A 23,066-nucleotide genomic window follows, 5' to 3' on the forward strand; every position below is an offset into this window, starting at 1 on the left:
GGAGATTTACCCATGAAAGCCGTAGCCCTGACTCACTATCTGCCTATCGAAAACCCGCAAGCCTTCCTCGACGTGGAACTGCCCAAGCCTACTGCCTTAGGGACTGATTTACTGGTCTCAGTGTACGCCGTGTCGATCAACCCAGTGGATACCAAAGTCCGCAGCCCTAAGGACATAGTAGAGGATATTCCGCGCGTGCTCGGTTGGGATGCCAGCGGCATCGTTGAAGCCGTCGGCCCCGACGTTACTCTGTTCAAGGTCGGCGATGAGGTCTACTACGCCGGTGATATTACCCGGTCCGGCTCCAATGCCGAGTTTCAGCTGGTCGATGAACGCATCGTGGGCTTCAAGCCCAAGAGTCTCAGCTTTGCTGAAGCCGCCGCGCTACCCTTGACCACCATTACCGCTTATGAGGCCTTTTTCGAGCGCTTAGGGATCGACCGCGATGGCGCCAACAAGGGCGAATCGGTGTTAATCATCGGTGCCGGCGGTGGGGTCGGCTCAATCGCGATCCAGCTGGCCAAGGCCGCGGGATTGGTCATCATTGCCACCGCGTCGCGCCCTGAGACGGCAACTTGGGTCACCGAGCTCGGTGCCGACCATGTTGTCAATCATAACCAACCGATGGTCGAGCAAGTGCGTGCTCTGGGCTTCCACCAAGTCGATCACATTGCGATATTGAACGATATGCGCCATTGGGATACGGCTGTTGAACTGATCCGCCCGCAAGGCGGCATCGTGACCATTGATGGCACTGACCAGCCGATGGCGATGGCTGGTATGAAGTCCAAGTCGGCCAGCTTACATTGGGAGTTTATGTTCGCTCGCGCCATGCATCAGACGCCGGATATGATTGAGCAGCATCGCTTGCTAACCTATGTGGCCAACGAGGTCGATGCCGGCCGCATTCGCACCACAGTGAGTGAAATCTTAGCGCCTATTAACGCAGAAAATATCCGCGCCGCCCATGCCCTAATTGAGACAGGAACGGCAAAGGGTAAAATAGTGGTTGAGGGCTTCTAAAAAGCGCGTCCAGCGAAGGTAAAAAGAGCCTGAAATCGGCTCTAAATGGCATTTTCGATGCGCCAAAAAAAAGCCCCATTGCCGACAGCAATGGGGCTTTTCTACCACTAGGGTTTACTTCGTAATGACGGTGTCGATCACATGAATAACACCATTGGAGGTTGCAATGTCGGTCGCGATGACCAGTGAACCATTGACATAAACAGAACCGCCCATGACTTTAATGGTGAGTGTACTGCCAGTAATGGTAGTGACCTCGTCCAGACCGACTACATCTGCTGCGAGAAACTTACCGGATACCACGTGGAAGCCCAAAACGCCGGTTAAGGCTTCCTTATCGGCGACCAAACCATTTAACGTAGCCGCCGGAATTTTGGCGAAAGCGGCATCATTTGGCGCGAAAACAGTGAATGGCCCTTTGCCTTTCAAGGTCGCTACCAGATCGGCGGCCTGCACTGCAGTTACTAGGGTGGTAAAGCTACCTGCGGCGACCGCGGTATCCACTATGTCTTTTTTGGCACCATGGTGGTCCGCGCTTACAAAACTCGCAACGGCAAGCGATGCGGTTACGACTGCTGATAAGAAAATGTTTGTCAATTTCATTATGATTTTTCCTGTTTTGATTAAAGGCGAAATTAATACGCAGGAAAATATTAAATTGGATTAATAAAAATAACTAAATAGTCCATTAACAAGATTTATAATCCGATTTTAATTTAGCGTCGTGGCGACCAAACGCATCGAATACAATTACTATTGATTCGACTATTATTGAGGAGTTTTGCGGAGGGGGCTGATCAGTCATAGATTCTTGGTTGCGAGATGCCCACCTATGTTTAGTAGGCTGTAGCCCATTCGGGGTACTATTTTCTGAGCAGTGTTGCCGGGCCAACTCGGCCGTCAAAAACAATATTTTTCGGTCTGAAAACCAATACTCATCATCGACCTACCTTTCCAAAATGCACCTTTATCATAATAGAAGTTCAAAAATACTCATCTACCTTTGCTTTGTAAATACCACTTTACCGTCGAAATACATCAGCAAGATGCTCCGTTTCGGGTTAACGTCTTGGCGGAACCTGAAAGGATTGCAGATAGGTGAGTTTAATTATCGAAATAGTTCCATGAGTGGGGTTTTATCGCAGCGTCGGCGCACCCATAGGTCGGGTACGCCGTGGGACCCGTTTAAACGAGCGCCAGTCTTAAAATTTCTCGGCTTACGTCGGGCGTAATATCCCCGTGCTCTCCAAGCTGAACCATGCCATGTTGCGTGAGACTCTCAATCAGGCCATCAATATGGGTTTCATCCAGATTGACGTCCATTAATCGGGTTGGCAGTTGCATCGCCACAAAGAACTCTTCGGTAAGTTCAATTGCTCTTTGGATGCGGACCGCCTCCGTGCCATCGGTTAGTTGCCAAACGCGCTCGGCATATTGCAACAGTTTGTCCCGCTTTGCCTCGGTGCGTATTTTTAGTATCGCCGGGAGCACGATAGATAGGGTGCGTGCATGGTCGATGCCATAGGCGCCGGTTAACTCGTGGCCAATCATATGGGTGGCCCAATCTTGTGGCACACCGGCACCGATGAGTCCGTTGAGTGCCATACTGGCCGCCCACATAATATTTGCCCGCACCGCTAAATCATTCTTGGTGTCCGCGGCCAATGCTTTTGGACCTTCCTCAATAAGAGTTTGCAGCAAACCTTCGGCGAAGCGATCCTGCACCTTGGCATTGACGCTGTAGGTCAGGTATTGCTCAACGGTATGCACAAAAGCATCGACAACACCGTTGCTGATTTGACGATCTGACAAGGACAAGGTAACCGCCGGATCCAACACCGCGAACGCTGGGCGCACCAAATCATTGCGGAATGGCAGTTTGTGTCCATCACGGGTCACCACTGCGGCGGTGTTAGATTCCGATCCAGTTGCCGGTAGCGTCAACACGCAACCAATGGGCAATGCGCTCTTTATTTCCGCCCCTTGGGCAATAATATCCCATGGGTCTGCCCCATCATACAAAGCCGCGGCAGCGATGAACTTGGTACCATCAATAACCGAACCGCCCCCCACAGCAAGCAAATAGTCGATGTCATGCTGTTCAATCAACGCCTGCGCCTTCATCAGCGTGGCATAACTTGGGTTCGGTTCAATACCGGCAAACTCAAACCAGCTATGCTCTGCTAAGGCCGCAACCACTTGGTCGTAAACACCATTGGTTTTAATCGACCCGCCGCCATAGGTAACTAACACCTTGGCATCTTTGGGGATGGCGTTGCTGAGCGCTTTAATTTGACCTTCGCCAAAATAAATATGGGTCGCGTTTTGAAAACTGAAGTTAAGCATCTGATTGTCCTGTATTGCTGCATTAATGTCTTAGTGCGTAACGGCTGGGGGTGCTGAATTCAGCCTCTGCCCACCGTTGTTACGTTGGATGTTGCCACGGGCTAGGTCACGCATAGATCTGGGGCGGTATAATTCGCGCCATTATACATCCTATTGGCCTAGGCCTAAGTTACTTATGTTTATACCACCACACCCACAACTAATACTAATTTGCTACTCCGACGCGACGCAGACCCAATCATTGGCAAGCCCGCCTAAAAAAACTACCATCAGCCCACTGGCGACTCCAATCTGAAATAGGGTAGTAGAGTTGCCCCGAACCTTGGTGAAGATGCCGTCGAATGACCATGTTGAGCTCCCTGATCAAATCGTTACGTCACGCCCTGCCGTTACTCTGCCCCGCTTGCTTGCAAGCGCAGCCCGATAGCGCTTTGTGCTCGGTCTGCCAGTCTTATCTAGTGCGTGTCGAATACCCATGCCCCAGCTGTGGTGCGCCGGGTAACAGTTTTGAAGTCTGTGGTGCTTGCCAAAAAAAACCGCCATCTTGGGATTCATTGCATTGCGCCTGGCATTTTGAGGGCTTGTCTCGCCATCTGATTCATCAGTTCAAATACCAACACAATATAGCGGCTGGGCGCGCGTTGGTCAGGCTCTGGCTGACACAGCAGAGCGCGCTGTTCAAACCCGATGCGCTATTGGCCGTGCCCATGCATTATCGCAAGCAGCAGCAGAAGGGTTTTAATCAGGCCGAGTGGCTCGCGCGACAAATCGGTGAGCATTGGTCCATGCCACAGTGGCGCGGGGTTCGTCGAATCAAGGCGACAACCGCGCTGGAGGGCTTGGATAAGCGTCAGCGCCGGACAATGCTCAGCGGTGCCTTTGCGCTGACGGATAGGCCGCCACGATCCGTGGCTCTGGTCGATGATGTGATCACCTCAGGGTCCACCGCCGCCGAATTGACGGCCCTACTAAAGAACAACGGCTGCCAGTTTGTCAGCATCTGGATCCTGGCCCGAACTCCCCTCTAGGGTCGGGCGCCGCTCGGCTGGCGGATATTAGATCCTTCATCCACATTCCGGAGTACACTGGTTCTTTTTGTCGGATGCGCGGTATGAGCGAAGCCCAACACCCCTATGCCTTGCTGTCCCAGGACCGTCTGATCGACTGGCTGGAGTCGCTTGATATAGATACCGACTACCGAATCTACCCGCTAAACAGCTATGAGAATCGCGTCTATCGGGTCGGCATTGAAGACAGCCAGCCAATTGTGGTTAAGGTCTATCGGCCCGGGCGCTGGAATGAAGCGCAAATTCGGGAAGAGCTGGCCTACACCCAGCAGTTATCTGATGACGATATCTCGGTTGTGCCTGCGCTTGAGGTCAAGGGCGATATATTGCATGAGCGCGATGGCTTTTTCTTTACGTGTTTCCCAATGCGCGCCGGTCACGCATTAGAACTGGACGACCCCGGCAAGCTTTATCGAATCGGCCAGATGCTCGGTCGAATGCACAACTGTGGCCAGCTGGATGCCTTCATCACCCGGCCGCACCTGTCGCTGATCGAGCCAATCGTCCAGGCGCAGCAGTTCTTCTCAGCCAGCGATCTCATCCCAGACAGTATTCGCGCCAACTATTTATCCACGCTTGCCGCGCTCGAAGGCTTAATGCGCCCGTTCCAGGCGGTGCTGGAGACAACCGATCAGTTCAGAATTCACGGCGATTTCCATGCCGGCAATATCCTAACGCGAGACGAGAACATACTCTTGGTGGATTTTGACGACACGGTCATGGGGCCGGCCATGCAGGATATTTGGAAGTTGCTGTCCGGTCCGGAAACCGAACAGCAGCAGCAACTCAACGAACTGGAGCAGGGCTACCAACAGTTCCGCGCCTTTCCGCGCACCGAGGTCAAGTTGATCGAGGCTTTACGCACCACCCATATGGTCCGCCACAACCTATGGATTGCACGCCGCTGGTCCGATCCGGCCTTTCCGTTTGCCTTCCCCTGGTTGGGCACCGAACGCTATTGGGGCGAACATCTGTTGCAGCTGCGCGAGCAGTGGGCCAATCTGCAAGACATTAAGTTATAGGCCTCTGTGTGCTTCCCGGTAACTGAATCTGATGACGATCTGTTAGAGCAACTGACGATACAACTTCTCGGTCAGGCTCTTGAGCAGGGCCGCCTCCTCGGCGGTCATATCGAGTTCACAGACGATGGCTTCCGGCACCTTGAGGGCCTGCTCAGACAGAGCTCGGCCCTGCTCGGCGAGGACGATTAGTTTCTGTCGCGAGTCCTCCTGCGAACGAGTCCTGAGGATCAATGCTTTCTGCTCTAAGCGCTGTAAGATCGGCGTCAGGGTCCCGGCATCGAAGCGAGTTCGCTCGACTAAGCGCTTGATCATCACCCCGTCTTCCTGCCACAGGGCAAGCATGACCAGATACTGTGGATAGGTCAGATCCAACTCGGCCAACAAGGGCCGATAGGCACGGATCAGCGCATTAGTCGCCGAGTAGAGCGAATGGCAAATCTGGTTTTCCAATTTCAACAAACTATGATCGGTCACACTAATCTCCTCCAGGGTGGAAATATTTTGCGCACAAAGCATTGACAAGTCAAGGCCGGACGGCCATTCTTTTGCACACAAACTAAATACCTTAGGGAATGAATGCTATGACCACCGCGCTACTCATCTTGGCTCTGCTCGTGACCGGCAATGTTGGCCGTATCTATTACCAAAACGCTCAAGAGCCCGAACTAGGGGTTGAACAGGGCCGGCTCCAGCCGATCGATAAAAAGCCCAATAACGTCTCGACCCAGACCGACGATGCGGCCAAGAAGGTCGAACCCCTTGCCGCCAAAGAGAGCCCCGCGGCCACCCTGAGCGCCCTTAAAAAAGCCATTGACCTCTATGGCGGCGGCGAAATAAAGCGCGCGACCGACGATTATCTGTATGTGGTATTCACCACCGGTAAAATGCGCTTTCACGATGACGCCGAATTCTGGCTCGACAACAGTACCCAACAGGTCCATTTTCGCTCGGCCAGCCGCGCCGGTTACTCAGACATGGGGCTGAATCGTCGACGCTTTGAACGTATCACCGAACTGTATGCGGCCCAATAGGTCAGAGCCTGGATATAAATCTGCCCTTGCTAATGGAGAAGCTATGAAAGTGTTTGATTTGATTGTGATCGGTTCCGGAGCCGCTGGCCTGACCAGCGCCTTTACGGCCTTGGGCTTTGGCAAGAAGGTATTGATCGTCGAGAAGCACCGCAGCGGCGGCGAGTGCACCTGGTCCGGCTGCATCCCCAGCAAGGGTCTGATCAACCAGGCCAAGGATGTCTATAGTGCCAAAAAATATGCTGACATCAGTGTCGATAGCGCCGCCCTACTGACCAAGGTGCGGGCGATCAGTGAGGCCATCTATAGCCATGAGACACCAGAGGTATTGGAGAAAGCCGGCGCGGTGTTTGTACAGGGTGAAGCCGCCTTTATTAGCGCTAAGGTTATCGAGGTTGGCGGCGGGCAATACCAGGGTAAAAAAATTATCATCGCCACCGGCTCATCACCGGCGGTGCCGCCGATCACCGGCCTGTCCTCTGTGCCCTACCTGACCAATGACAACTTCTTCGAACAGGACAAGCTGCCCGACTCTATCTTGGTGCTCGGCGCCGGCGCCATCGGAATGGAATTGGCCCAGGCGATGAATCGACTCGACGTTCGGGTCACCGTGGTTGAGATGATGCCCGAGGTCATGTTCCGTGAGGAGCCGGAAATGGCCGCCCTGATCCGTGAGAAGCTCAGCGCCGAAGGGGTGGTATTTCATCTCGGCACCAAGGCGATCGCGGTCGAAAACTCGCCGACTGGCGTGCGTTTAACCGTCAGCCGGGACGAGCACAAAGAGGTTCTCGAGGCGGAAAAAATTCTCGTAGCCCTGGGCCGGTCACCCAATATCGACGGTCTGAATTTAGCGGCGGTCGACATTAAAACGCAACGCGGGGTTGTCGTCGATCAGTATCTGCAGACTACGGCCAAGGGCGTCTATGCCTGTGGCGATGTCGCCGGACCCTATCTGCTCAGCCATATGGCCAACTATCAGGCCAAGCTGGCCACCTTGAATGCGCTGTTGCCGATCCGCCGCAAGGTTAACTATGAGCATGTCGCCTGGGCGACCTTTACCGATCCGGAATTTGCCCGCGCCGGCATGACCGAAGCCGAAGCCCGGGCCGCCCAAGGCGACTCGATTCGAGTCTATCATTATGATTTTAATAAATTAGATCGGGCCAAAACCAAGGCCGGTGATATGGGCCGGATCAAACTGATCACCAGCCGACACGGCAAGGTCTTGGGTGCTCATATTATCGGCGAACGGGCTGGTGAAATGATTGCTCAGGTTCAGCTGGTGAAAACCCTCGGCCTCAACTTCGCCAAGGTGCAGGGGGTCATACATCCCTACCCAACCTACTCCGATGCGTTGCGGCAAATCGCTCAACAGGTCTTTCTCGACAACCTCTTGTTGAATCCGGTAGTGAAATTTTTTCGCACGCTGGTCGGCAAAGGCGCCAAATCTAAGACGGGTTAAACTTGCCCTACCTACGGCCTTGCGGCCTAAGGTTCAAACCATAAAAAAAACCGGCCAGGCCGGTTTTTTTTTATGCTCGGTACAGACCGAGCCTACAATCTACTTCAGTGGGCTAAACGCTCGTTGAGCCCTGCTGGGTTTAGCCCTTTATGGCGCGCACTCGGAAACTGCGACCCTTGAGCTTGCCGTCGGTGATTGACTGTAGCGCTTGGCCAGCAACCTTACGGCGCACGGCCACATAGGCGCAGTTATCAAAGATATGGATCTTACCGACATCGGTACCGGCCAGACCGTCGTTACCGGTTAGGGCACCCAAGATATCACCCGCTCGAACCTTCTGTTTTTTACCGCCATCGATTTGCAAGGTCGACATCTTCGGCACCATGGCCGCCACCTCCAAATAGTCGGCACCCGGTCGAGCTTCAGCATCGGCAATCGGGTCGATTTCCAGATCGAGTAACGCGACGCGATGCGCTTCCTGGGCGTTGAAGAACGACATCGCCAGACCCTTACTACCGGCCCGACCGGTTCGGCCGACCCGGTGGGTATGGACTTCGCGTTCACGCGCTATATGGAAGTTGACCACGGCATCGAGCGAGTCGATATCCAGACCCCGAGCGGCGACATCGGTTGCGATTAGGATTGAGGTGCTCTTATTGGCAAAGCGCACGAGGACCTGATCGCGCTGCCATTGCTCTAAGTCTCCGTGCAATGCGGTGGCACTGTAACCCTGACTGAACAGCGCGTCCGCGACCTCGTCGGTTTCTTTTTTGGTGTTACAGAACACGATGGTCGATTCCGGCTGATAGCGTCCCAACACCAGCTTCAACACCAGCAGCCGGTCATCATGATCGGTGACCTGGAAAAACTTCTGCTCGATAGTCAGCTCGTCATGGGTCGAGGCCACCTCGATCATCTGCGGGGAAATCATGATCCGGGCGGCAATCTTTTTGATCTGCTGCGCAAAGGTGGCACTGAACAACAGGGTTTGACGTTGATCGGGCACTTCACCGATGATCGCATCGAGGGCTTCCTGAAAGCCCATATCGAGCATTCGATCGGCTTCATCGAGCACCAGCATATTAACGTCTTCTAAGCGCAGCGAACCCTTGCGGACATGTTCCTCAACGCGTCCTGGGGTACCGACGATAATGTGGGCACCGTGTTCGAGCGAGCCCAATTGCGGACCAAAGGGCATGCCGCCACAAAGGGTTAGAACCTTAATGTTGTGAATGCCTCGACCCAACCGACGAATATCATTGGCAACCTGATCGGCCAATTCACGGGTCGGGCAGAGTACTAAGGATTGAATCCGAAAGCGCTTTACATCGAGCTTTTGCAGCAAACCCAGGCCAAAGGCGGCGGTTTTACCGGAGCCGGTCTTCGCCTGACCGATAACATCCTGATTTTTCAAAATCAGCGGTAGGCTCTGAGCTTGAATGGGCGTCATCGTTTTAAAACCGAGCGATTCTAGGTTGGATTCTAACTCGGGCTTTAACTTTAACGTTGAAAATAGCGGCTGATTCAAGGGAGGACCTAATAATTAAGCAAAAAGTAGCCCTATTCTAGCAGATTGTCGATTTGTTGCAGATATTTGAATTTACGCCACCGCGCGCAATTCGATCGGGGAAAAGACTACCCAGGCGTAAGCGACTGAGCACTATTCGACCTTAAGCGAGAGGCCTTGGGCTTAGACCCGCGCGGCGCTGTCTCGTTCTATATCTGCCAACAGCTGCAAGAAAATCTCCTGCCCCAACGACCACACACCCAGATTCGACTGACCATTGATGTGACCATAGGCGCCTATATCAATCAGGCTCGCCCCCAGCCGATCGACATAATCGAGGACATGCTCGGGCGAACCATAGGGATCATTGGAACTGGTGATGACCACACTGGGAGCTCTTAGGGTTGGTATGGTGATGGTGTCGAAGCCTACCGCCTGGGACGGGAAGCTCGGCCCGCAGCAGTCGGGGACGGCGACTAAAAAGGCACCCGCTAGGTGTTTATGGCTGTCGGTGCCCAGCCAATGAGTGAATAACCAGCAACCCAGGCTGTGCGCAATAATCACAAAGGGTTCCGAGACCGCCTCTAGGGTATGAACCAGCTCGCTATTCCAGACCTGGCAGTCCGGTTGATCCCAGTCGCTGTGCTCTACCCAGAGAGAATTGTCGAGGCTACTAAACCAGCGGCGCTGCCAATGATCGCTGCCAGAATTGCCGATACCGGCGAGATAGACGTATTTCATAAAATATCCTTATAGCTGTGTGCATGCGCACTGCAATGAATCGCCAGATTCATCCCGCTAACCGGTCCAATATAATCCCTTTATACTTTTATTGGCCATAGCGTCGTACCATGGTCTAATCCTGATCAGGCCCAATAATGGGCAACAATAAGCCTAGGATTGAGATGCGACATTTCATGATAGGCCCATGAAAATGTTTGCAACAAGTCTATTTTAATTAACCCCAAAAAAATCAACCGCAACTAAATTGCGGTTAAAAAGGGTTGGACGATGGCGAGCGCCCGCACGCCAGGCCTTTATCGCCAGAACGGTTTCGCGGCTTCGAGCATGACAGCACGGCGTTCCAAGCCTATATCCTTAAGCAGATAATCAGGCAGCCGGGCCAAATAACGTCGAACCCGGCGCTTTTCCTGCCAGCGACCTAGGACCAGCCAAACATCGATTAGAGTATAGGTGCCCGATTTCGCGATGACTTCATTCTTCCCTTGCGATATTGAGTCCATTTTTGATCTCCGCCTTTTAATCAATTTGCCGATCTGGCAGTCGCTAAAATAGATTTTATTGACTAGGCTGACAAACGATCAATGCTGCCATTCAGTTAAGGAAAACTTAAGTGTCTAGAGCAAAACTGCCACTACAGGGCCTTTACTGTTTCTATCTGGCTGCTGAAATCGGCAGTTTTAAAGCGGCGGCAGAACAGATGTCAGTCTCGGCTGCCGCTATGAGTCAACAGATTCGACAATTGGAAGACCGGCTATCGGTCAAACTCTTTATCCGCCAGCATCGCCAGGTGCGTCTAACGCCCGCTGGACTGTCGTTACACCACTATGTGCGCCATGGTTTTGGTGCGTTACAGGAGGGTTTACACGCACTCGATGCCGACCCGGATCCGACCACCCTGACCCTGTCGGTGGTGCCGTCCTTTGCGCAGCGCTGGCTGGTACCTCGCCTGGGGTCTTTTACCGAACTACAACCGGACCTATCTGTCTTAATGACCTCAAGTGTTGCCTTGGTCGATTTTCAATTGGACCGGGTAGATCTTTGTGTGCGCTTTGGCCCGGGCCGGTATTCAGGCTTACAATCAGAGTTTTTAATGTCCGATCATATCTATCCCGTTTGCCATCCACTCTATCTGGAACAAAACCCGATCGGATCCCTAGCAGATTTGGCCAAAGTCCAGCTGATCGAAGATGTTTGGCCGGACATGAACTGGAACTACTGGTTGGAATTGGCCGGTATAACGGTTCCTAAGGTGAAGGTGGCCATGCGTTACCCAGGCGCCCATGTGGTATTGGAAGGCGCCCTGGCGGTGCAGGGTGTCGCGTTGGTACGCCACAGCCTGGCCTGGAAATATATTCAACAGGGTTTGCTGACCCGAATCGGTCAAATCGAGGTGTGCTCTGCCTACAGTTATTACCTGGTCGCACCGCCGGCGCATTTCAAACGCGACAAAATTCGCCAATTTAGTGATTGGTTGCACGTCGAGGCGACCGACTTTTGGCAGGCCAGTCAGCTCGAGATGGGTAACAACCGTTGCATTCGCCAAGCTATCGGCCCAATCCCCTGACAACAGAATTACCTCTGTAAAGGCAGGTATTTTAGGGCAGATCCATCACCGAACTATTTCATGAAAATGTGGACAGCGAATTCAGCCAAAGAGCTAAGGGTTTCTGGCCGGTCACTGCGCTAGACTTTAAGCCGCTTTTAATAGACCCTGCGGTTCATATCAATATACCAGCGCGGACTCTTAAGCCCCATGGCAACTTCCACACACTCACTCTCTGGCCTGGCAATGCTCAGCGCCATTGTCGCCGCCGTTGGTATGGGCACTATCGGTGTTTTTTCCCGCATGGCCGAGCTCAGCCCAGAGATCGTGACCTTTTACCGATTATTTCTAGGTGCCCTCTTTATGGGCGCTTGGTTAGTGGTGAGCCGACAGTCGATCCGCATTGGTGACGGCGATGGAGGGCGCTTGCTGTTAAGCGGTGCCTTTCTGGCCGGTTTTATTCTCTGTTATATCCAGGCAATGAATCTCACGGCCATGGCCAACGCCATCTTGGTAATTTATTTAGCGCCCATTGCGGCGACCCTGTTCAGTCGTTTGTTTTTCCACGAGATGCTCAAACCTCAACAATGGTTAGCGATGGCGCTGGCGCTGCTCGGTTTTATACTGATGCAAGACGCCCCAGACGGCAACTCAGCCTCGACGCTTGGGCTGGCCTATGCCGGATTGGCGATGCTGTTCTATGCCGGTTTTATTATCGTGAATCGTCGCTGCAGCGAGCACACCCCGGCGGCCAGCCGAGCCTTTTGGCAACTCGCCACCGGCGCACTGCTAACCCTGCTGGTCAGCCTCGCCAGCCAGCAGAGCTTGGTGGTCGAGGCCGGCAAGATCCCCTGGCTCCTGGCGATCGGCTTTATTCCCGGCTTCGTCGCACTCTATTGTGCCGTGTTGGCACTACAACGGCTGCCGACGGCAGTCTATGGCACCCTAAGTTATTTCGAACCGGTCGCGGTGATCGTTTTTGGTTGGTTATTTTTTGCCGAAACTCTGTCGGCTGGTCAGTTCTTGGGCTGTGTGCTTATCCTCGGCAGCGGCATCGGTCCGGCGCTCATGGCTGCCGTCACTGCACGCCCGATCGCCGTCAAATAGGCCAATCACCTGCTAAGAATGGCTTCCCGGTTGGAGTTTGGACGCCCAGATGGCTAACTTATGGCGCATGGTTTGTTGCGATACCTGTTCTTCGGGAATCGGTTGCATCAGCTTGTCGTGCACTAAGAGCCGATACAGATAGAGAATCTTATCGGCCTGCGAATCGGTTGCCTCGAATTCCACGACACCGCGCTCCACGCCGTATTTCATGCCCTCTTCGAGCGCTTTTTTGACCAGTTCCTTTTCGTCTTTAAGTTTTTTCATTACCACCTCCGGCCATGCTTTTGTTGTTATCGTGCTCTGCCTGCTAGCATAGACCAATTTAGTGAGTCGAAGCCACAACGCTCGGTAAAGCAGCGGCCATTAAAAAGCCCGCCGAGGCGGGCTGAGTGGTTCGGCCTGAACTCAATCAGACTTTGCTTTTACCCTTCTTAGCCACTGGCACTGCAGGGGTTTCGGTAAAGGCGTCGGCGATCTGTACACGCTCATAGCTCTCAACATAGTTACGCCCGTAGTAGGAGTCGATCAAGATCTGCCTCAGCTCGCTGATCAATGGGTAACGCGGATTGGCGCCGGTACACTGATCATCAAAGGCCTCCTCGGCCAATTGATCGACCTTGGCCATAAAGTCGGTCTCGTTGACCCCGGCCTCGCGAATGGACAGCGGAATATTAAGCTGTTGCTTCAATTCGTCCAACCAGACCAACATCGCTTCGACCCGATCAACCGTATGCTCTTGCGTAAAGCCGAGGTGAGCGGCCACTTCGCCATAACGGCGCAGGGCGTTGGGACGGTCATATTGCGAAAAGGCCGCCTGCTTAGTGGGCAAGTTTGTCGCATTGAAACGAATGGTATTGGTCAGCAACAGCGCATTGGCTAGGCCGTGTGGAATATGAAATTCGGCGCCGAGCTTGTGCGCCATGGAGTGGCAGATGCCCAAGAAGGCGTTGGCAAAGGCGATGCCGGCAATGGTGGCGGCATTGTGAACCTTCTCCCGGGCCACCGGATCGTGTGCGCCATTTTTATAGGAACTTGGCAGGTATTCCTTCAATATTTTTAACGCTTGCAGCGCCTGACCGTCGGAGTATTCATTGGCCAAGACCGACACGTAGGCTTCCATGGCGTGCGTCACGGCATCATAGCCGCCAAAGGCGGTCAGGCTCTTCGGCATATTCATCACTAGGTTGGCGTCCACCACGGCCATATTGGGCGTCAGCTCATAGTCGGCCAAAGGATATTTTTTACCCGTTGCATCATCGGTGACCACGGCAAAGGGGGTGACCTCCGAGCCGGTGCCAGACGTAGTGGTGATGGCAACCAGTTCGGCCTTAATGCCCATTTTCGGAAACTTGTAGATGCGCTTGCGAATATCCATAAAGCGCAACGCCAGGTCTTCGAAGGCGACATCGGGATGCTCATACATCACCCACATGACTTTGGCGGCATCCATTGGCGACCCGCCCCCTAAAGCAATAATGACATCGGGTTGGAACGAATTCAGAACCGCCGCACCCTTGCGCACCAGGCTCAGAGTCGGGTCGGCTTCAACCTCATAAAAGACCTCGACTTCCATGCCCTTATTGCGCAACAAAGAGCGTAGCTCTTCGACATGAGGCGTGTTATTAAACAAGAATTTGTCGGTTACAATACAAGCGCGTTTCTTGCCGACCAGATCGTCCATGGCAATCGCCATCGCGCCGCGACGGAAGTAAATCGATTTGGGTAATTTGTGCCACAACATATTTTCCGCCCTCTTTGCCACGGTTTTTTTGTTGATCAAATGCTTGGGGCCAACGTTTTCGGAAATTGAATTACCACCCCAAGAACCGCAACCCAGGGTCAACGACGGTGCTAGGGCAAAGTTGTATAGATCGCCGATGCCGCCGTGCGAGGTCGGCATATTCAATAGGATGCGCGCGGTCTTCATCTTGTCGCCAAAATAGCGAATGCGATCGGTGTTTTCATCCTGATCGGTATAGAGACAAGAGGTATGTCCGATGCCGCCCATCTCCACCATAATAACGGCCTTAGCCACTGCATCTTCGAAGGTGGACGCGCGGAACATGCCCAGCGTCGGCGACAGTTTTTCGTGCGCAAATTCTTCATCGGCGGTCAATTCGGCACCTTCACCGATCAGCACTTTAGTAGAAGGTGGCACGGTGACACCGGACATCTCGGCAATTTTAAGCGCCGACTGGCCGACTATATTGGCGTTCAAGGCCCCATCGATCAACAGCACCTTACGTACCTTATCGGCTTCGCTGGCGCTGAGAATATAGCCACCGTATTTGGCAAAGCGCGCCTTCACGGCATCGTAGACCGAATCCATGACAATCACGGCCTGTTCCGATGCACAGACCACACCGTTGTCGAAGGTCTTCGACATCAGAATGGAGGACACCGCCCGTTTAATATCGGCCGTCTCATCGATCACCACCGGCGTGTTCCCGGCGCCGACACCGATCGCGGGCTTGCCGGATGAGTATGCGGCCTTGACCATACCCGGGCCACCGGTCGCGAGGATAAGATTTACGTCCGGATGTTTCATTAAGGCATTGGACAGCTCTACCGAGGGCTGTTCTATGTAGCCGATAATATCGGCCGGCGCACCGGCCGCGACGGCCGCATCGAGGACCAACTTGGCCGCGTAATTGGTCGCCTTGCAGGCGCGTGGGTGGGGCGAGAAAATTATACCGTTGCGGGTCTTTATGGATATCAGTGCCTTAAAGATCGCGGTGGACGTTGGATTGGTGGTCGGCACGATTCCGCAAATAATGCCAATGGGTTCGGCGATGGTCAGGGTGCCAAACTCGACGTCTTCTTCGATAACGCCGCAGGTCTTGTCGTCTTTATACTTGTTATAAATATATTCAGAGGCGAAGTGATTTTTAATCACCTTATCTTCGATCACACCCATGCCGGATTCTTCAGCGGCCATCTTGGCCAAGGGGATGCGGGCATCGGAGGCGGCTAAGGCTGCCGCGCGGAAAATCGTGTCAACCTGTGATTGACTGAAGCCGGCATAGGCATGCTGGGCGACCTTCACTCGAGCAACTAGGGCATCGAGCTGCGCAAGGGCGGGATTTCGGTGTTGAGTCATGATTTTACCTCTAGCATATTAAGTTCGGTTATCTAACAAAGGGCTGGGCGCCGGACCTTTAATGATGCACAGGGTCGGAATGCTGAAGGTGAGCGCTGTGCTTTTAACGGTTTCTGGGCTATCTGAAACCACAGTTAAAAACGACAATTTCTTGGTCCTTTTGAGATACGAGCGAAGTGTAATAAAATTACGAAACTGGGAATTGATGTGAATCATTTTACGGTCAGTTGGAATGTTCAACATTAGGCTCAAGACCCTCTATCTGTAAGGTTAGTTGGGTTATTAGACATTTCAAGCCATGAAACTGGTGGGATAAATTTTGGTACTTTACCTACAAATCGAATTATTTGGGATCGAGGTCACCAACGAGTCAATGACCTGCGGCACTGGGCCGTCGGACCGAAAGGGTTAATAGTAGGTTCAGTTTAAACCTGTATCGTATGCTGGTTAATCCAAAAGGAAGCTCAACCATGATGTGTCGTTCGACCCCCATGCAGGCTGTTGCGTTTACCGTTCTCTTGGCTACTGGTGCTGCGCAATGGGCCAGTGCCCAGACCGAGCCCTTTAGTGTTGAGCTGCAAGTTAATGCCGAAGATCGCGATCCGGATACGGCATGCGCTATCGCCTATGACGACGCCGCGGGCCAAGCCCAAGAACGGATCGATGCGTATTACCGCGCGACCGAAGCGGATCAATCTTACCGGGCTATATTGGTCCGCCAAACTCAGACGCGCTCGCTGACGGCGCAGGGCAGCGCCCTTTGCGAAGTCGATAGTTATTGGCAGGCTTTGAACCGCGATGTAGACACGCTAAATGCCAATGAGTCCGATGCCTCGGCCAGCGCTAGTGAAGCCGACCGGACGATTGATTCAAACGGACCATTAATAGGTAGCGAGCAGTATATTGACGGGGTCTACACCAGTACCTGCGAGAACACGCGCAATGGCGATCTATGTTGGCAGCGCATTGTTAAACAGGCACAGGCCGACCTGTTTGACAGCCTTACCGGCAAGGGCATCGACCTAGCCTTGAATGCCTTACAGTATCTGGATTTTGCCGGACGCCAGCGCGATGAACAGAATCGCCGGCAGCTCGACATGACTGCCGACGGGCGCTTTTTCTTTCGCGTCGTTGATGTCGACTTGACGCCAACACCCTCGAGCGCGATCCGCATCGATCGAAAAAACAGTCCGATGGTTCCGCGCACCAGCCCGTCATCCTCAACAGCCAAAATGGCCATCGCGAAAAAAACCGGTAGCGCGTCCGATCTGACATTGAGGGTGTTTTACAGCGCCGATGGCAACGATCTGGCTCAGACCGATCACCTAGCCATCAGCGCTAACCGCTGGGGACTTGGCCTATGGAACCAGGACCAGATCGGCTTTGCGATCTTTTCCGGCTATGACCGATTGGGCCTGGGCGACAACGCGAATCGGGTCAAGACCGTTGCAGGAGGCTACGAGACCTTTGGCGTGGGCATGGGCTTTCGGCTCTGGCCCGGGCGCGCCTTAAGTGTTGAAAATATGCTCTACTATGTCGATGCCCAGCCCTATCGTGCGTTGATCGATCCGGGCTGTACCAGCTGCACGGCCCGGTTGTACCAGTCGGACGACTATGTCCAGGCAACGGTGAATATAAAGACCAACTCCGATGGCCTCAACATTGGTTGGATCTTTACCTGGAAGCTGCTCCAGCCCGGCAGCGACATCGATTCCCTCTCCTCCGGCCTCTACTTGGAGCTGCAATTTTAACCGAGCGGGCCGAACATCGGTTGAGGTACTGTTGCGGCGGGCCCTTTACCAGTAGACTGGCGCTCCCCCCAGTCCGGTAGCCAAGCGAAATGTCGAACGAATCTAAGGCCGTCGCCTTTGCCATGGCGGCCATCTTGCTCTGGTCCACGGTCGCCACGGCCTTTAAAATTGCTCTACAGTATCATTCGGTTATTGGTCTACTCGCTGGTGCGTCGCTCACTTCGGTCTTGGTATTGATGGCGATCTTGTTCGCCCAGGGTAAACTGCTACGGGCTATCCGATCCTTTCCGAGCAATTTGCTCAACGCCCTCCTGCTTGGCAGTCTCAACCCGGTACTTTATTATCTGGTGCTGTTCGAGGCGTATCGGCGCTTACCAGCGCAGGTCGCCCAACCGGTCAATTACACCTGGGCCATCACCCTGGCCTTACTTAGTGTACCGATCTTAAAACACCGACTCACCCGGCGCGACCTCTGGGGCCTCTTGCTGGGCTATTCTGGCGTGGTGGTGATCTCTATCGCCGGCAAAGAAGTCACCGGCAGTCTAGACTATTGGGGACTTGCACTGGCGATCTTCTCGACCCTATTGTGGGCCGGATTTTGGCTGCTCAATACGAAAAAAAACAACCTCGATCCGATTATCGGCCTGTTCCATAATTTCCTCGTTAGCCTGCCAATTTTAGGACTGTTGATCTGGTTCGTGCCGCCACCGCCGGTTCAATGGGGGCTAATGTCGATCACCAGTCTAGTCTATGTCGGCCTGTTTGAGATGGGCATTACCTTTGTATTCTGGCAGATGGCGCTGATGCGAACCGGCAATGCCGCTCGCCTAGGCACGCTGATTTTTTTGTCGCCCCTAATCAGCCTATTCTTAATTCATCTGGTGTTGAAAGAGCCACTGCAACTGGCCACCTTTTTAGGTCTGGCACTTATTATTGCTGGGGTCATCAGCTCGCGCAAAAAGCCCTAAGGCCTAGCGCATTGACCCCCTAATTCAACTAGGAGCTCGGCAATCAGACCATGACCTATTCATTGATGCTCGACACGCCCCGCCTCACCTTGGTCGGCACCCATGACATCGATCTGCTTCAGCTGACCGACTATTTTCAAAGCAATCATCACCATTTGGTGATGAGCGGCGGCTTTATTCCGACCACCGAGACCGAAATTCGAGCCGTATTCGACAGCTGGCACAGCAACATTGCCCGCGACACCGAAGTGCGCCTATTTATGATCTTAGACGAACAGCTTATCGGTATTATCGGTATCAGTCAGATCGTCCGGAGTGCCTTTCAGGCCGCTTATCTGGGCTACAATATAGCCGAAGTTGAACAGGGCAAGGGCTATATGACCGAAGCGCTGACAGGCGCTATCGAACTGGCCTTTGGCCCGCTCAACCTGCATCGCCTGATGGCCAATTATCGACCGGCTAATCTCGCCAGCGGGCGCGTCTTGGCAAAACTAAACTTTGTTCGAGAAGGCTATGCGAGCGACTACCTGATGGTCAACGGTCACTGGGAAGATCATATCCTGATGGCCCTAACCAATCCGCATTGGACAGCGAACCGAATCTGAACCGATGACGTTTGAGCCGATAAACCTAAGCACAGGGGCCGACCAGCTCGGTCGCCCTTCCGTAAGGAATCGCCCATTATGACATCACCTATTACAACCACGACTAATGCAACAAAGCCGATGTCGGCCCTAATTGGTCACCGCGGATTACCCAGCCAGGCACCAGAAAATACCGCCGCCAGCCTCAAGGCAGCCTTTGAGCAGGGTATCGACTGGATAGAGGTGGATGTCACCATGGCCGGTGATGGCTCGTTGGTGATTTTGCATGATGCCGACTTACGGCGCTTTGGCCAGCCGGATCGGACCTTGGTGTCACTCGACCGGGCAGCCTTACTCCAGGTCGATGCCGGCGGCTGGTTCCACGCCGAATTCGCGGGCGAGCCCATTCTCTTTATGACGCAGCTCTTAACGTTGGTGCGGCGCTATCGACTCGGACTAAATTTGGAACTAAAGATCAATCCCGACCTCGCGATGCCGGAGCAGGTCGATGCCGTAATCGAGGCCTTGCGCCCGGCTGCACTGGACCCTAGCAAACTGGTGGTGTCGAGTTTCGATCATCGGGCCCTTACTCGCTTACGTCAGCGCTGGCCGGAGGTGGCCATCGGCATCCTCTTTGGCGCGTTACCCGTGGACCTGCCGGCGGTCCTTATCGCCCTCAAACCGGTGTCGATCCATTGCGATCAAGCCTTACTGACGGCACCACTCGCGGCGAAAATCGTGCCGCTTTATCCGCTCTATTGCTATACGGTGAACGACAGCGTGACCCTAGCAACGTTACTCTCTTGGGGCGTGAGCGGCGTCTTTAGCGATCGCGCCGGTGCCGAGGAGCTGCGTCAGGTAGTGCTTGATCGCACTCTGACTAGATAAGGTCCTGCCCCGACCTAAGGTAAACACGCAACTCGACGAATAGGTCGAGCCTGTTCAAATAAGCGGCGCGGGCCCTGACAATGGTTGGTTAATTGGTCTGGCCTGTTATGATCTGCGCCATTATCACATGGCACAACGGACGGAAAGCTCAGATGACCTTGCAAATATTGCGCAATGCCCGTGTTTTTGCACCGGAAGCGCTCGGCGTGACGGACCTGCTCATCGGTGGCAATAAGATACTGGCCATGGCAGCCAACCTTGAGTTGAATTCTAATCTGGCCATCACCGAATTAGATTGCGCAGGGCAGATCGTCTGTCCCGGCTTTGTCGACACCCTAACCCATGTTACCGGCGGGGGCGGTGAAGGTGGCTTTGCCACCCGCACGCCAGAAATGCAGCTCAGCGACGCCATTCGCGGCGGTGTGACCACGGTCACCGGTGCCTTAGGCACCGACGCGGTGTGTCGCACCCATTTGGAACTGGTTGCCAAGGTAAAGGCCCTCAAAGAGGAGGGGCTCTCCGCCTACTTCTACACTGGCAATTACCACTTCCCGGTTAAGACCCTAACCGGCTCGATACAGCAAGATATAATGCTAATCGAGGAATGCATTGGCATCGGCGAGATTGCCATTGCCGATCATCGCGGCAGTCAGATGAGTTGGGCAGAGCTTGCCCGGGTCGCAGCTGAGGCGCGCGTCGGCGGCATGTGCTCGCTCAAGGCCGGCATCGTTAGCGTGCACGTCGGTGGCAGTGCCGATGGCCTGAAAACCCTATTCGATGTCGCCGAACACACCAACATACCGCTCAGTCAGTTTTACCCGACCCATATCAATCGCAGTGCCGAATTGCTTCAATCCGGCATTGGCTTTAACAAGGCCGGCGGTACCATAGACTTTACCGCCAGTTCGACCCCGGAAATTGCCGCCCAAGGCGAGGTGCGCTGCGCCACCGCCTTAGCCTTGGCTCTGGCGCAGGGTGCCCACTCCGATCGCATCACCTTCAGCACCGACGGCCACGCAAGCCTGCCGGAGTTCAATGCCGACGGTGACTTAGTCAGCATTAAGGTTGGCAGTATGGATTCCCTGCTGCAAGAGCTGCATTATGCGGTTCATCAGGAAAAACTCAGTTTTGAACTGGTATTAAAAGCCATCACCAGTAATCCAGCACGTATACTCAAGCTGCACCAGAAGGGTCGACTCCGCCAAGGCGGCGATGCCGATCTATTAATCTTGAATCCAGACACTCTGGCCTTAAATGCCGTTATGGCAAACGGTCAGTGGTTTATGGTCAACGGCCAAATTACCCGCAAAGGTACTTTCGAAGCTTAATTAGGAGCCGAACTTGTCACAAAAAATTGGCTTTATCCTGTTGCCCGGCTATTCCTCGATGAGCTATGTCTCCGCGATGGAACCTTTGTTGATGTGCAATGAGTTAATGGGCGAAACCCGTTTTGAAACTTTCACGGTGGCCTTGGCCGATAACCGCTCACTGTCGAGCTTGGGCAATCCGATCGATACCCACTATTCGCTCGGTGATGCCCCTGAGGCAGACGCGTGGATAGTGGCCGGCATGTCACCGGCGCGCCACCCCAAGACACCGGGTCTGGACGAATTCTTACTCACTCGGTCTACCACCGCGGCGCTGGGCGGCCTAGCTTCGGGCAGCTATACCCTTGCCAAGGCCGGCCTGTTAAATGGTTATCGTGGCGTCGTACATTGGCTCACACTGGAAGAGTTGGTCAAGGAACATAAGTCGATCTTGCTGGCCAATGAACAGTTCTGTATCGATCGCGATCGTCTGACCTGTCGGGGCGGCAGCGCCAGCCTCGATTTGATGCTGATGTGGATCGCCAAGCAGGTCGGAGCCGACACCGCAGAGGCCATTTCCAAATATTTTGTCAATGAGCGACTCGGCATCCCCAGTAATGCCATGCATCAGGAACTGAGCGAGCGGACCCGTGCCGAGCAACCGAAAATGGCCGAAGCCTTGGAGTTGATGGAAAACAATATCGAAGAGCCCCTGACCACCGATGATATCGCCTTCCACGTCAAAATCAGCCGGCGTCAGCTAGAGCGTCTATTCAAGAAACACCTCAGCGCCGTGCCGAGCCGATACTACTTACAGATCCGCTTAGAAGAGGCCCGCTCGCGACTATTTAATGGCAACGAGAGCATCGCCGACATTGGCCTGGGATGCGGCTTTTCCTCCGGTGCGCATTTTTCCACAGCTTACCGAAATCAGTATGGTTTAACACCGTCAGAAGATCGCAGCCTGAATCATAAGATGCAGCTCGCCAAATAGGCAATTAGCTCTGAACTCATTGGGTCATATGCCTTCCCATCATCACGAGACTGGCGCGCGCAAATCATCCCGCTCTGAACTGGCCTAGCCATTGAAATGCCGCACGATCGGCATACACTGGACAGACCTCATGCCATCAACCTATCTAACGGAACTAGGGCACTGGGATTATCCTCAAAAGGATCCGCTTATGAATAAACGCGCTAGCCAACGTACTGCTCAAAAATTGCCGATCCGGCTACATTTTTTTGGCGATCAAACCGATGTCAGCGAATCCCAAGATATTTCAGCGGGCGGTTTTTATGTTTGCACCGACTCGGTGCGCCAGTTGGCCAAGGGGGTCGTTGCTCTGGTCTTTATCGGCAATAACCGTCAACCGGTGCTGGCCGAGGTGGTGCGCATCGAGGACAGCGGTGCCGCTTTTGCCCTATTCAATGAGACACCCGACTGAGCCCTGTTTCATCGGCGCGACAAGTGCTTTCAGATAATCCCTTTTTTACTGCGTTAGCCTGTAATACTCTGTCGCCTTAGCAAAAGCTTTTTGCGGCATTTTTTCCTAGAATAGGGGTTCGGTTAAATCAGTCTGAACCCTGGAACAACCTTCACTAGATAAGAGACGACACAG

General features: G+C 53.8%; 22 protein-coding genes and 1 pseudogene. 15 read left to right on the forward strand and 8 right to left on the reverse strand.

Going from position 1 to position 23,066, the window contains the following annotated elements; genetic code table 11:
- The first annotated feature begins 12 nt into the window (after positions 1-12).
- Positions 13-1,023, forward strand: coding sequence for a zinc-binding alcohol dehydrogenase family protein (locus tag REIFOR_RS15150; RefSeq protein ID WP_100258358.1), 1,011 nt, complete (start codon positions 13-15; stop codon positions 1,021-1,023).
- A gap of 114 nt (positions 1,024-1,137) precedes the next feature.
- Here the strand turns inward: REIFOR_RS15150 and REIFOR_RS15155 are convergent, their stop codons facing one another.
- Positions 1,138-1,626 carry a fasciclin domain-containing protein gene (locus REIFOR_RS15155; protein WP_100258359.1) on the reverse strand — a complete coding sequence of 163 codons (489 nt, stop codon included), beginning with the start codon at positions 1,624-1,626 and terminating at the stop codon, positions 1,138-1,140.
- Between the two features lie 582 nt (positions 1,627-2,208).
- Positions 2,209-3,369, reverse strand: coding sequence for an iron-containing alcohol dehydrogenase (locus REIFOR_RS15160; RefSeq protein ID WP_100258360.1), 1,161 nt, complete (start codon positions 3,367-3,369; stop codon positions 2,209-2,211).
- A gap of 341 nt (positions 3,370-3,710) precedes the next feature.
- Here REIFOR_RS15160 and REIFOR_RS15165 point away from each other — a divergent pair, with 341 nt between their 5' ends.
- Positions 3,711-4,397 (forward strand): ComF family protein, encoded by a 687-nt coding sequence (locus REIFOR_RS15165; protein ID WP_100258361.1) that lies wholly within the window; start codon positions 3,711-3,713, stop codon positions 4,395-4,397.
- An 83-nt stretch (positions 4,398-4,480) separates the two neighbouring features.
- On the forward strand, positions 4,481-5,458 hold the full coding sequence (locus REIFOR_RS15170; protein ID WP_158524410.1) for a serine/threonine protein kinase: 978 nt from the start codon (positions 4,481-4,483) through the stop codon (positions 5,456-5,458).
- Between the two features lie 42 nt (positions 5,459-5,500).
- On the opposite strand, the gene REIFOR_RS15175 is transcribed toward REIFOR_RS15170, so the two are convergent.
- On the reverse strand, positions 5,501-5,932 hold the full coding sequence (locus REIFOR_RS15175) for a MarR family winged helix-turn-helix transcriptional regulator (RefSeq protein ID WP_227003704.1): 432 nt from the start codon (positions 5,930-5,932) through the stop codon (positions 5,501-5,503).
- Positions 5,933-6,039: 107 nt separating this feature from the next.
- Between REIFOR_RS15175 and REIFOR_RS15180 the strand changes: the two genes are divergently transcribed.
- Together REIFOR_RS15180 and REIFOR_RS15185 are read left to right on the forward strand one after the other, a co-directional pair.
- Positions 6,040-6,489: a DUF1499 domain-containing protein gene (locus tag REIFOR_RS15180; RefSeq protein ID WP_100258364.1), complete on the forward strand. Its 450-nt coding sequence runs from the start codon at positions 6,040-6,042 to the stop codon at positions 6,487-6,489.
- A 43-nt stretch (positions 6,490-6,532) separates the two neighbouring features.
- On the forward strand, positions 6,533-7,948 hold the full coding sequence (locus tag REIFOR_RS15185) for a dihydrolipoyl dehydrogenase family protein (RefSeq protein WP_100258365.1): 1,416 nt from the start codon (positions 6,533-6,535) through the stop codon (positions 7,946-7,948).
- A gap of 139 nt (positions 7,949-8,087) precedes the next feature.
- On the opposite strand, the gene dbpA is transcribed toward REIFOR_RS15185, so the two are convergent.
- The 3 genes from dbpA to REIFOR_RS15200 form a co-directional block, all read right to left on the reverse strand.
- Positions 8,088-9,476: an ATP-dependent RNA helicase DbpA gene (dbpA, locus tag REIFOR_RS15190; protein WP_100258366.1), complete on the reverse strand. Its 1,389-nt coding sequence runs from the start codon at positions 9,474-9,476 to the stop codon at positions 8,088-8,090.
- Between the two features lie 162 nt (positions 9,477-9,638).
- Positions 9,639-10,196 carry an RBBP9/YdeN family alpha/beta hydrolase gene (locus REIFOR_RS15195; protein ID WP_100258367.1) on the reverse strand — a complete coding sequence of 186 codons (558 nt, stop codon included), beginning with the start codon at positions 10,194-10,196 and terminating at the stop codon, positions 9,639-9,641.
- 296 nt (positions 10,197-10,492) lie between these two features.
- On the reverse strand, positions 10,493-10,699 hold the full coding sequence (locus tag REIFOR_RS15200) for a DUF1127 domain-containing protein (RefSeq protein ID WP_100258368.1): 207 nt from the start codon (positions 10,697-10,699) through the stop codon (positions 10,493-10,495).
- Positions 10,700-10,809: 110 nt separating this feature from the next.
- On the opposite strand from REIFOR_RS15200, the gene REIFOR_RS15205 reads away from it, so the two are divergent.
- Positions 10,810-11,763 carry a LysR substrate-binding domain-containing protein gene (locus REIFOR_RS15205; protein ID WP_227003705.1) on the forward strand — a complete coding sequence of 318 codons (954 nt, stop codon included), beginning with the start codon at positions 10,810-10,812 and terminating at the stop codon, positions 11,761-11,763.
- Between the two features lie 189 nt (positions 11,764-11,952).
- The gene (locus REIFOR_RS15210; protein ID WP_227003706.1) at positions 11,953-12,849 is read left to right on the forward strand and encodes a DMT family transporter; all 897 of its coding nucleotides are present in this window, start codon (positions 11,953-11,955) and stop codon (positions 12,847-12,849) included.
- Between the two features lie 12 nt (positions 12,850-12,861).
- On the opposite strand, the gene REIFOR_RS15215 is transcribed toward REIFOR_RS15210, so the two are convergent.
- Positions 12,862-13,113, reverse strand: coding sequence for a DUF5062 family protein (locus REIFOR_RS15215; protein ID WP_100258370.1), 252 nt, complete (start codon positions 13,111-13,113; stop codon positions 12,862-12,864).
- A 145-nt stretch (positions 13,114-13,258) separates the two neighbouring features.
- Positions 13,259-15,949 carry a bifunctional acetaldehyde-CoA/alcohol dehydrogenase gene (gene adhE / locus REIFOR_RS15220; protein WP_100258371.1) on the reverse strand — a complete coding sequence of 897 codons (2,691 nt, stop codon included), beginning with the start codon at positions 15,947-15,949 and terminating at the stop codon, positions 13,259-13,261.
- A gap of 470 nt (positions 15,950-16,419) precedes the next feature.
- Between adhE and REIFOR_RS15225 the strand changes: the two genes are divergently transcribed.
- From REIFOR_RS15225 to REIFOR_RS15255, 8 genes and pseudogenes are all read left to right on the forward strand, one after another.
- A complete protein-coding gene (locus REIFOR_RS15225) occupies positions 16,420-17,700 on the forward strand; it encodes a hypothetical protein (RefSeq protein ID WP_145980314.1) in 1,281 nt (426 codons plus the stop codon).
- Between the two features lie 89 nt (positions 17,701-17,789).
- Positions 17,790-18,203, forward strand: a pseudogene (locus tag REIFOR_RS17220) (EamA family transporter); the annotation flags it as partial.
- Between the two features lie 3 nt (positions 18,204-18,206).
- Positions 18,207-18,668, forward strand: coding sequence for an EamA family transporter (locus REIFOR_RS17225; RefSeq protein WP_405124676.1), 462 nt, complete (start codon positions 18,207-18,209; stop codon positions 18,666-18,668).
- A 50-nt stretch (positions 18,669-18,718) separates the two neighbouring features.
- A complete protein-coding gene (locus tag REIFOR_RS15235; RefSeq protein ID WP_100258374.1) occupies positions 18,719-19,273 on the forward strand; it encodes a GNAT family N-acetyltransferase in 555 nt (184 codons plus the stop codon).
- A gap of 78 nt (positions 19,274-19,351) precedes the next feature.
- Positions 19,352-20,140, forward strand: a complete 789-nt coding sequence (locus tag REIFOR_RS15240) for a glycerophosphodiester phosphodiesterase family protein (protein ID WP_100258375.1) — start codon at positions 19,352-19,354, stop codon at positions 20,138-20,140.
- A 152-nt stretch (positions 20,141-20,292) separates the two neighbouring features.
- The gene (gene iadA / locus REIFOR_RS15245; protein ID WP_100258811.1) at positions 20,293-21,468 is read left to right on the forward strand and encodes a beta-aspartyl-peptidase; all 1,176 of its coding nucleotides are present in this window, start codon (positions 20,293-20,295) and stop codon (positions 21,466-21,468) included.
- Positions 21,469-21,481: 13 nt separating this feature from the next.
- Positions 21,482-22,441, forward strand: coding sequence for a GlxA family transcriptional regulator (locus tag REIFOR_RS15250; RefSeq protein ID WP_100258376.1), 960 nt, complete (start codon positions 21,482-21,484; stop codon positions 22,439-22,441).
- Positions 22,442-22,631: 190 nt separating this feature from the next.
- Positions 22,632-22,892 (forward strand): PilZ domain-containing protein, encoded by a 261-nt coding sequence (locus REIFOR_RS15255; RefSeq protein ID WP_100258377.1) that lies wholly within the window; start codon positions 22,632-22,634, stop codon positions 22,890-22,892.
- Positions 22,893-23,066: the final 174 nt, after the last annotated feature.

The sequence above is a fragment of the Reinekea forsetii genome (genome assembly GCF_002795845.1).
Taxonomy (GTDB): Bacteria; Pseudomonadota; Gammaproteobacteria; order Pseudomonadales; family Natronospirillaceae; genus Reinekea; species Reinekea forsetii.

What these genes read in the sequence shown, in the direction of transcription:
- REIFOR_RS15150 (WP_100258358.1), top strand. Translation starts at nt 13, where the DNA reads ATGAAAGCCGTAGCCCTGACTCACTATCTGCCTATCGAAAACCCGCAA.
- REIFOR_RS15155 (WP_100258359.1), bottom strand. Translation starts at nt 1,626, where the DNA reads ATGAAATTGACAAACATTTTCTTATCAGCAGTCGTAACCGCATCGCTT.
- REIFOR_RS15160 (WP_100258360.1), bottom strand. Translation starts at nt 3,369, where the DNA reads ATGCTTAACTTCAGTTTTCAAAACGCGACCCATATTTATTTTGGCGAA.
- REIFOR_RS15165 (WP_100258361.1), top strand. Translation starts at nt 3,711, where the DNA reads ATGACCATGTTGAGCTCCCTGATCAAATCGTTACGTCACGCCCTGCCG.
- REIFOR_RS15170 (WP_158524410.1), top strand. Translation starts at nt 4,481, where the DNA reads ATGAGCGAAGCCCAACACCCCTATGCCTTGCTGTCCCAGGACCGTCTG.
- REIFOR_RS15180 (WP_100258364.1), top strand. Translation starts at nt 6,040, where the DNA reads ATGACCACCGCGCTACTCATCTTGGCTCTGCTCGTGACCGGCAATGTT.
- REIFOR_RS15185 (WP_100258365.1), top strand. Translation starts at nt 6,533, where the DNA reads ATGAAAGTGTTTGATTTGATTGTGATCGGTTCCGGAGCCGCTGGCCTG.
- REIFOR_RS15195 (WP_100258367.1), bottom strand. Translation starts at nt 10,196, where the DNA reads ATGAAATACGTCTATCTCGCCGGTATCGGCAATTCTGGCAGCGATCAT.
- REIFOR_RS15200 (WP_100258368.1), bottom strand. Translation starts at nt 10,699, where the DNA reads ATGGACTCAATATCGCAAGGGAAGAATGAAGTCATCGCGAAATCGGGC.
- REIFOR_RS15210 (WP_227003706.1), top strand. Translation starts at nt 11,953, where the DNA reads ATGGCAACTTCCACACACTCACTCTCTGGCCTGGCAATGCTCAGCGCC.
- REIFOR_RS15215 (WP_100258370.1), bottom strand. Translation starts at nt 13,113, where the DNA reads ATGAAAAAACTTAAAGACGAAAAGGAACTGGTCAAAAAAGCGCTCGAA.
- adhE (WP_100258371.1), bottom strand. Translation starts at nt 15,949, where the DNA reads ATGACTCAACACCGAAATCCCGCCCTTGCGCAGCTCGATGCCCTAGTT.
- REIFOR_RS15225 (WP_145980314.1), top strand. Translation starts at nt 16,420, where the DNA reads ATGATGTGTCGTTCGACCCCCATGCAGGCTGTTGCGTTTACCGTTCTC.
- REIFOR_RS15235 (WP_100258374.1), top strand. Translation starts at nt 18,719, where the DNA reads ATGACCTATTCATTGATGCTCGACACGCCCCGCCTCACCTTGGTCGGC.
- REIFOR_RS15240 (WP_100258375.1), top strand. Translation starts at nt 19,352, where the DNA reads ATGACATCACCTATTACAACCACGACTAATGCAACAAAGCCGATGTCG.
- iadA (WP_100258811.1), top strand. Translation starts at nt 20,293, where the DNA reads ATGACCTTGCAAATATTGCGCAATGCCCGTGTTTTTGCACCGGAAGCG.
- REIFOR_RS15255 (WP_100258377.1), top strand. Translation starts at nt 22,632, where the DNA reads ATGAATAAACGCGCTAGCCAACGTACTGCTCAAAAATTGCCGATCCGG.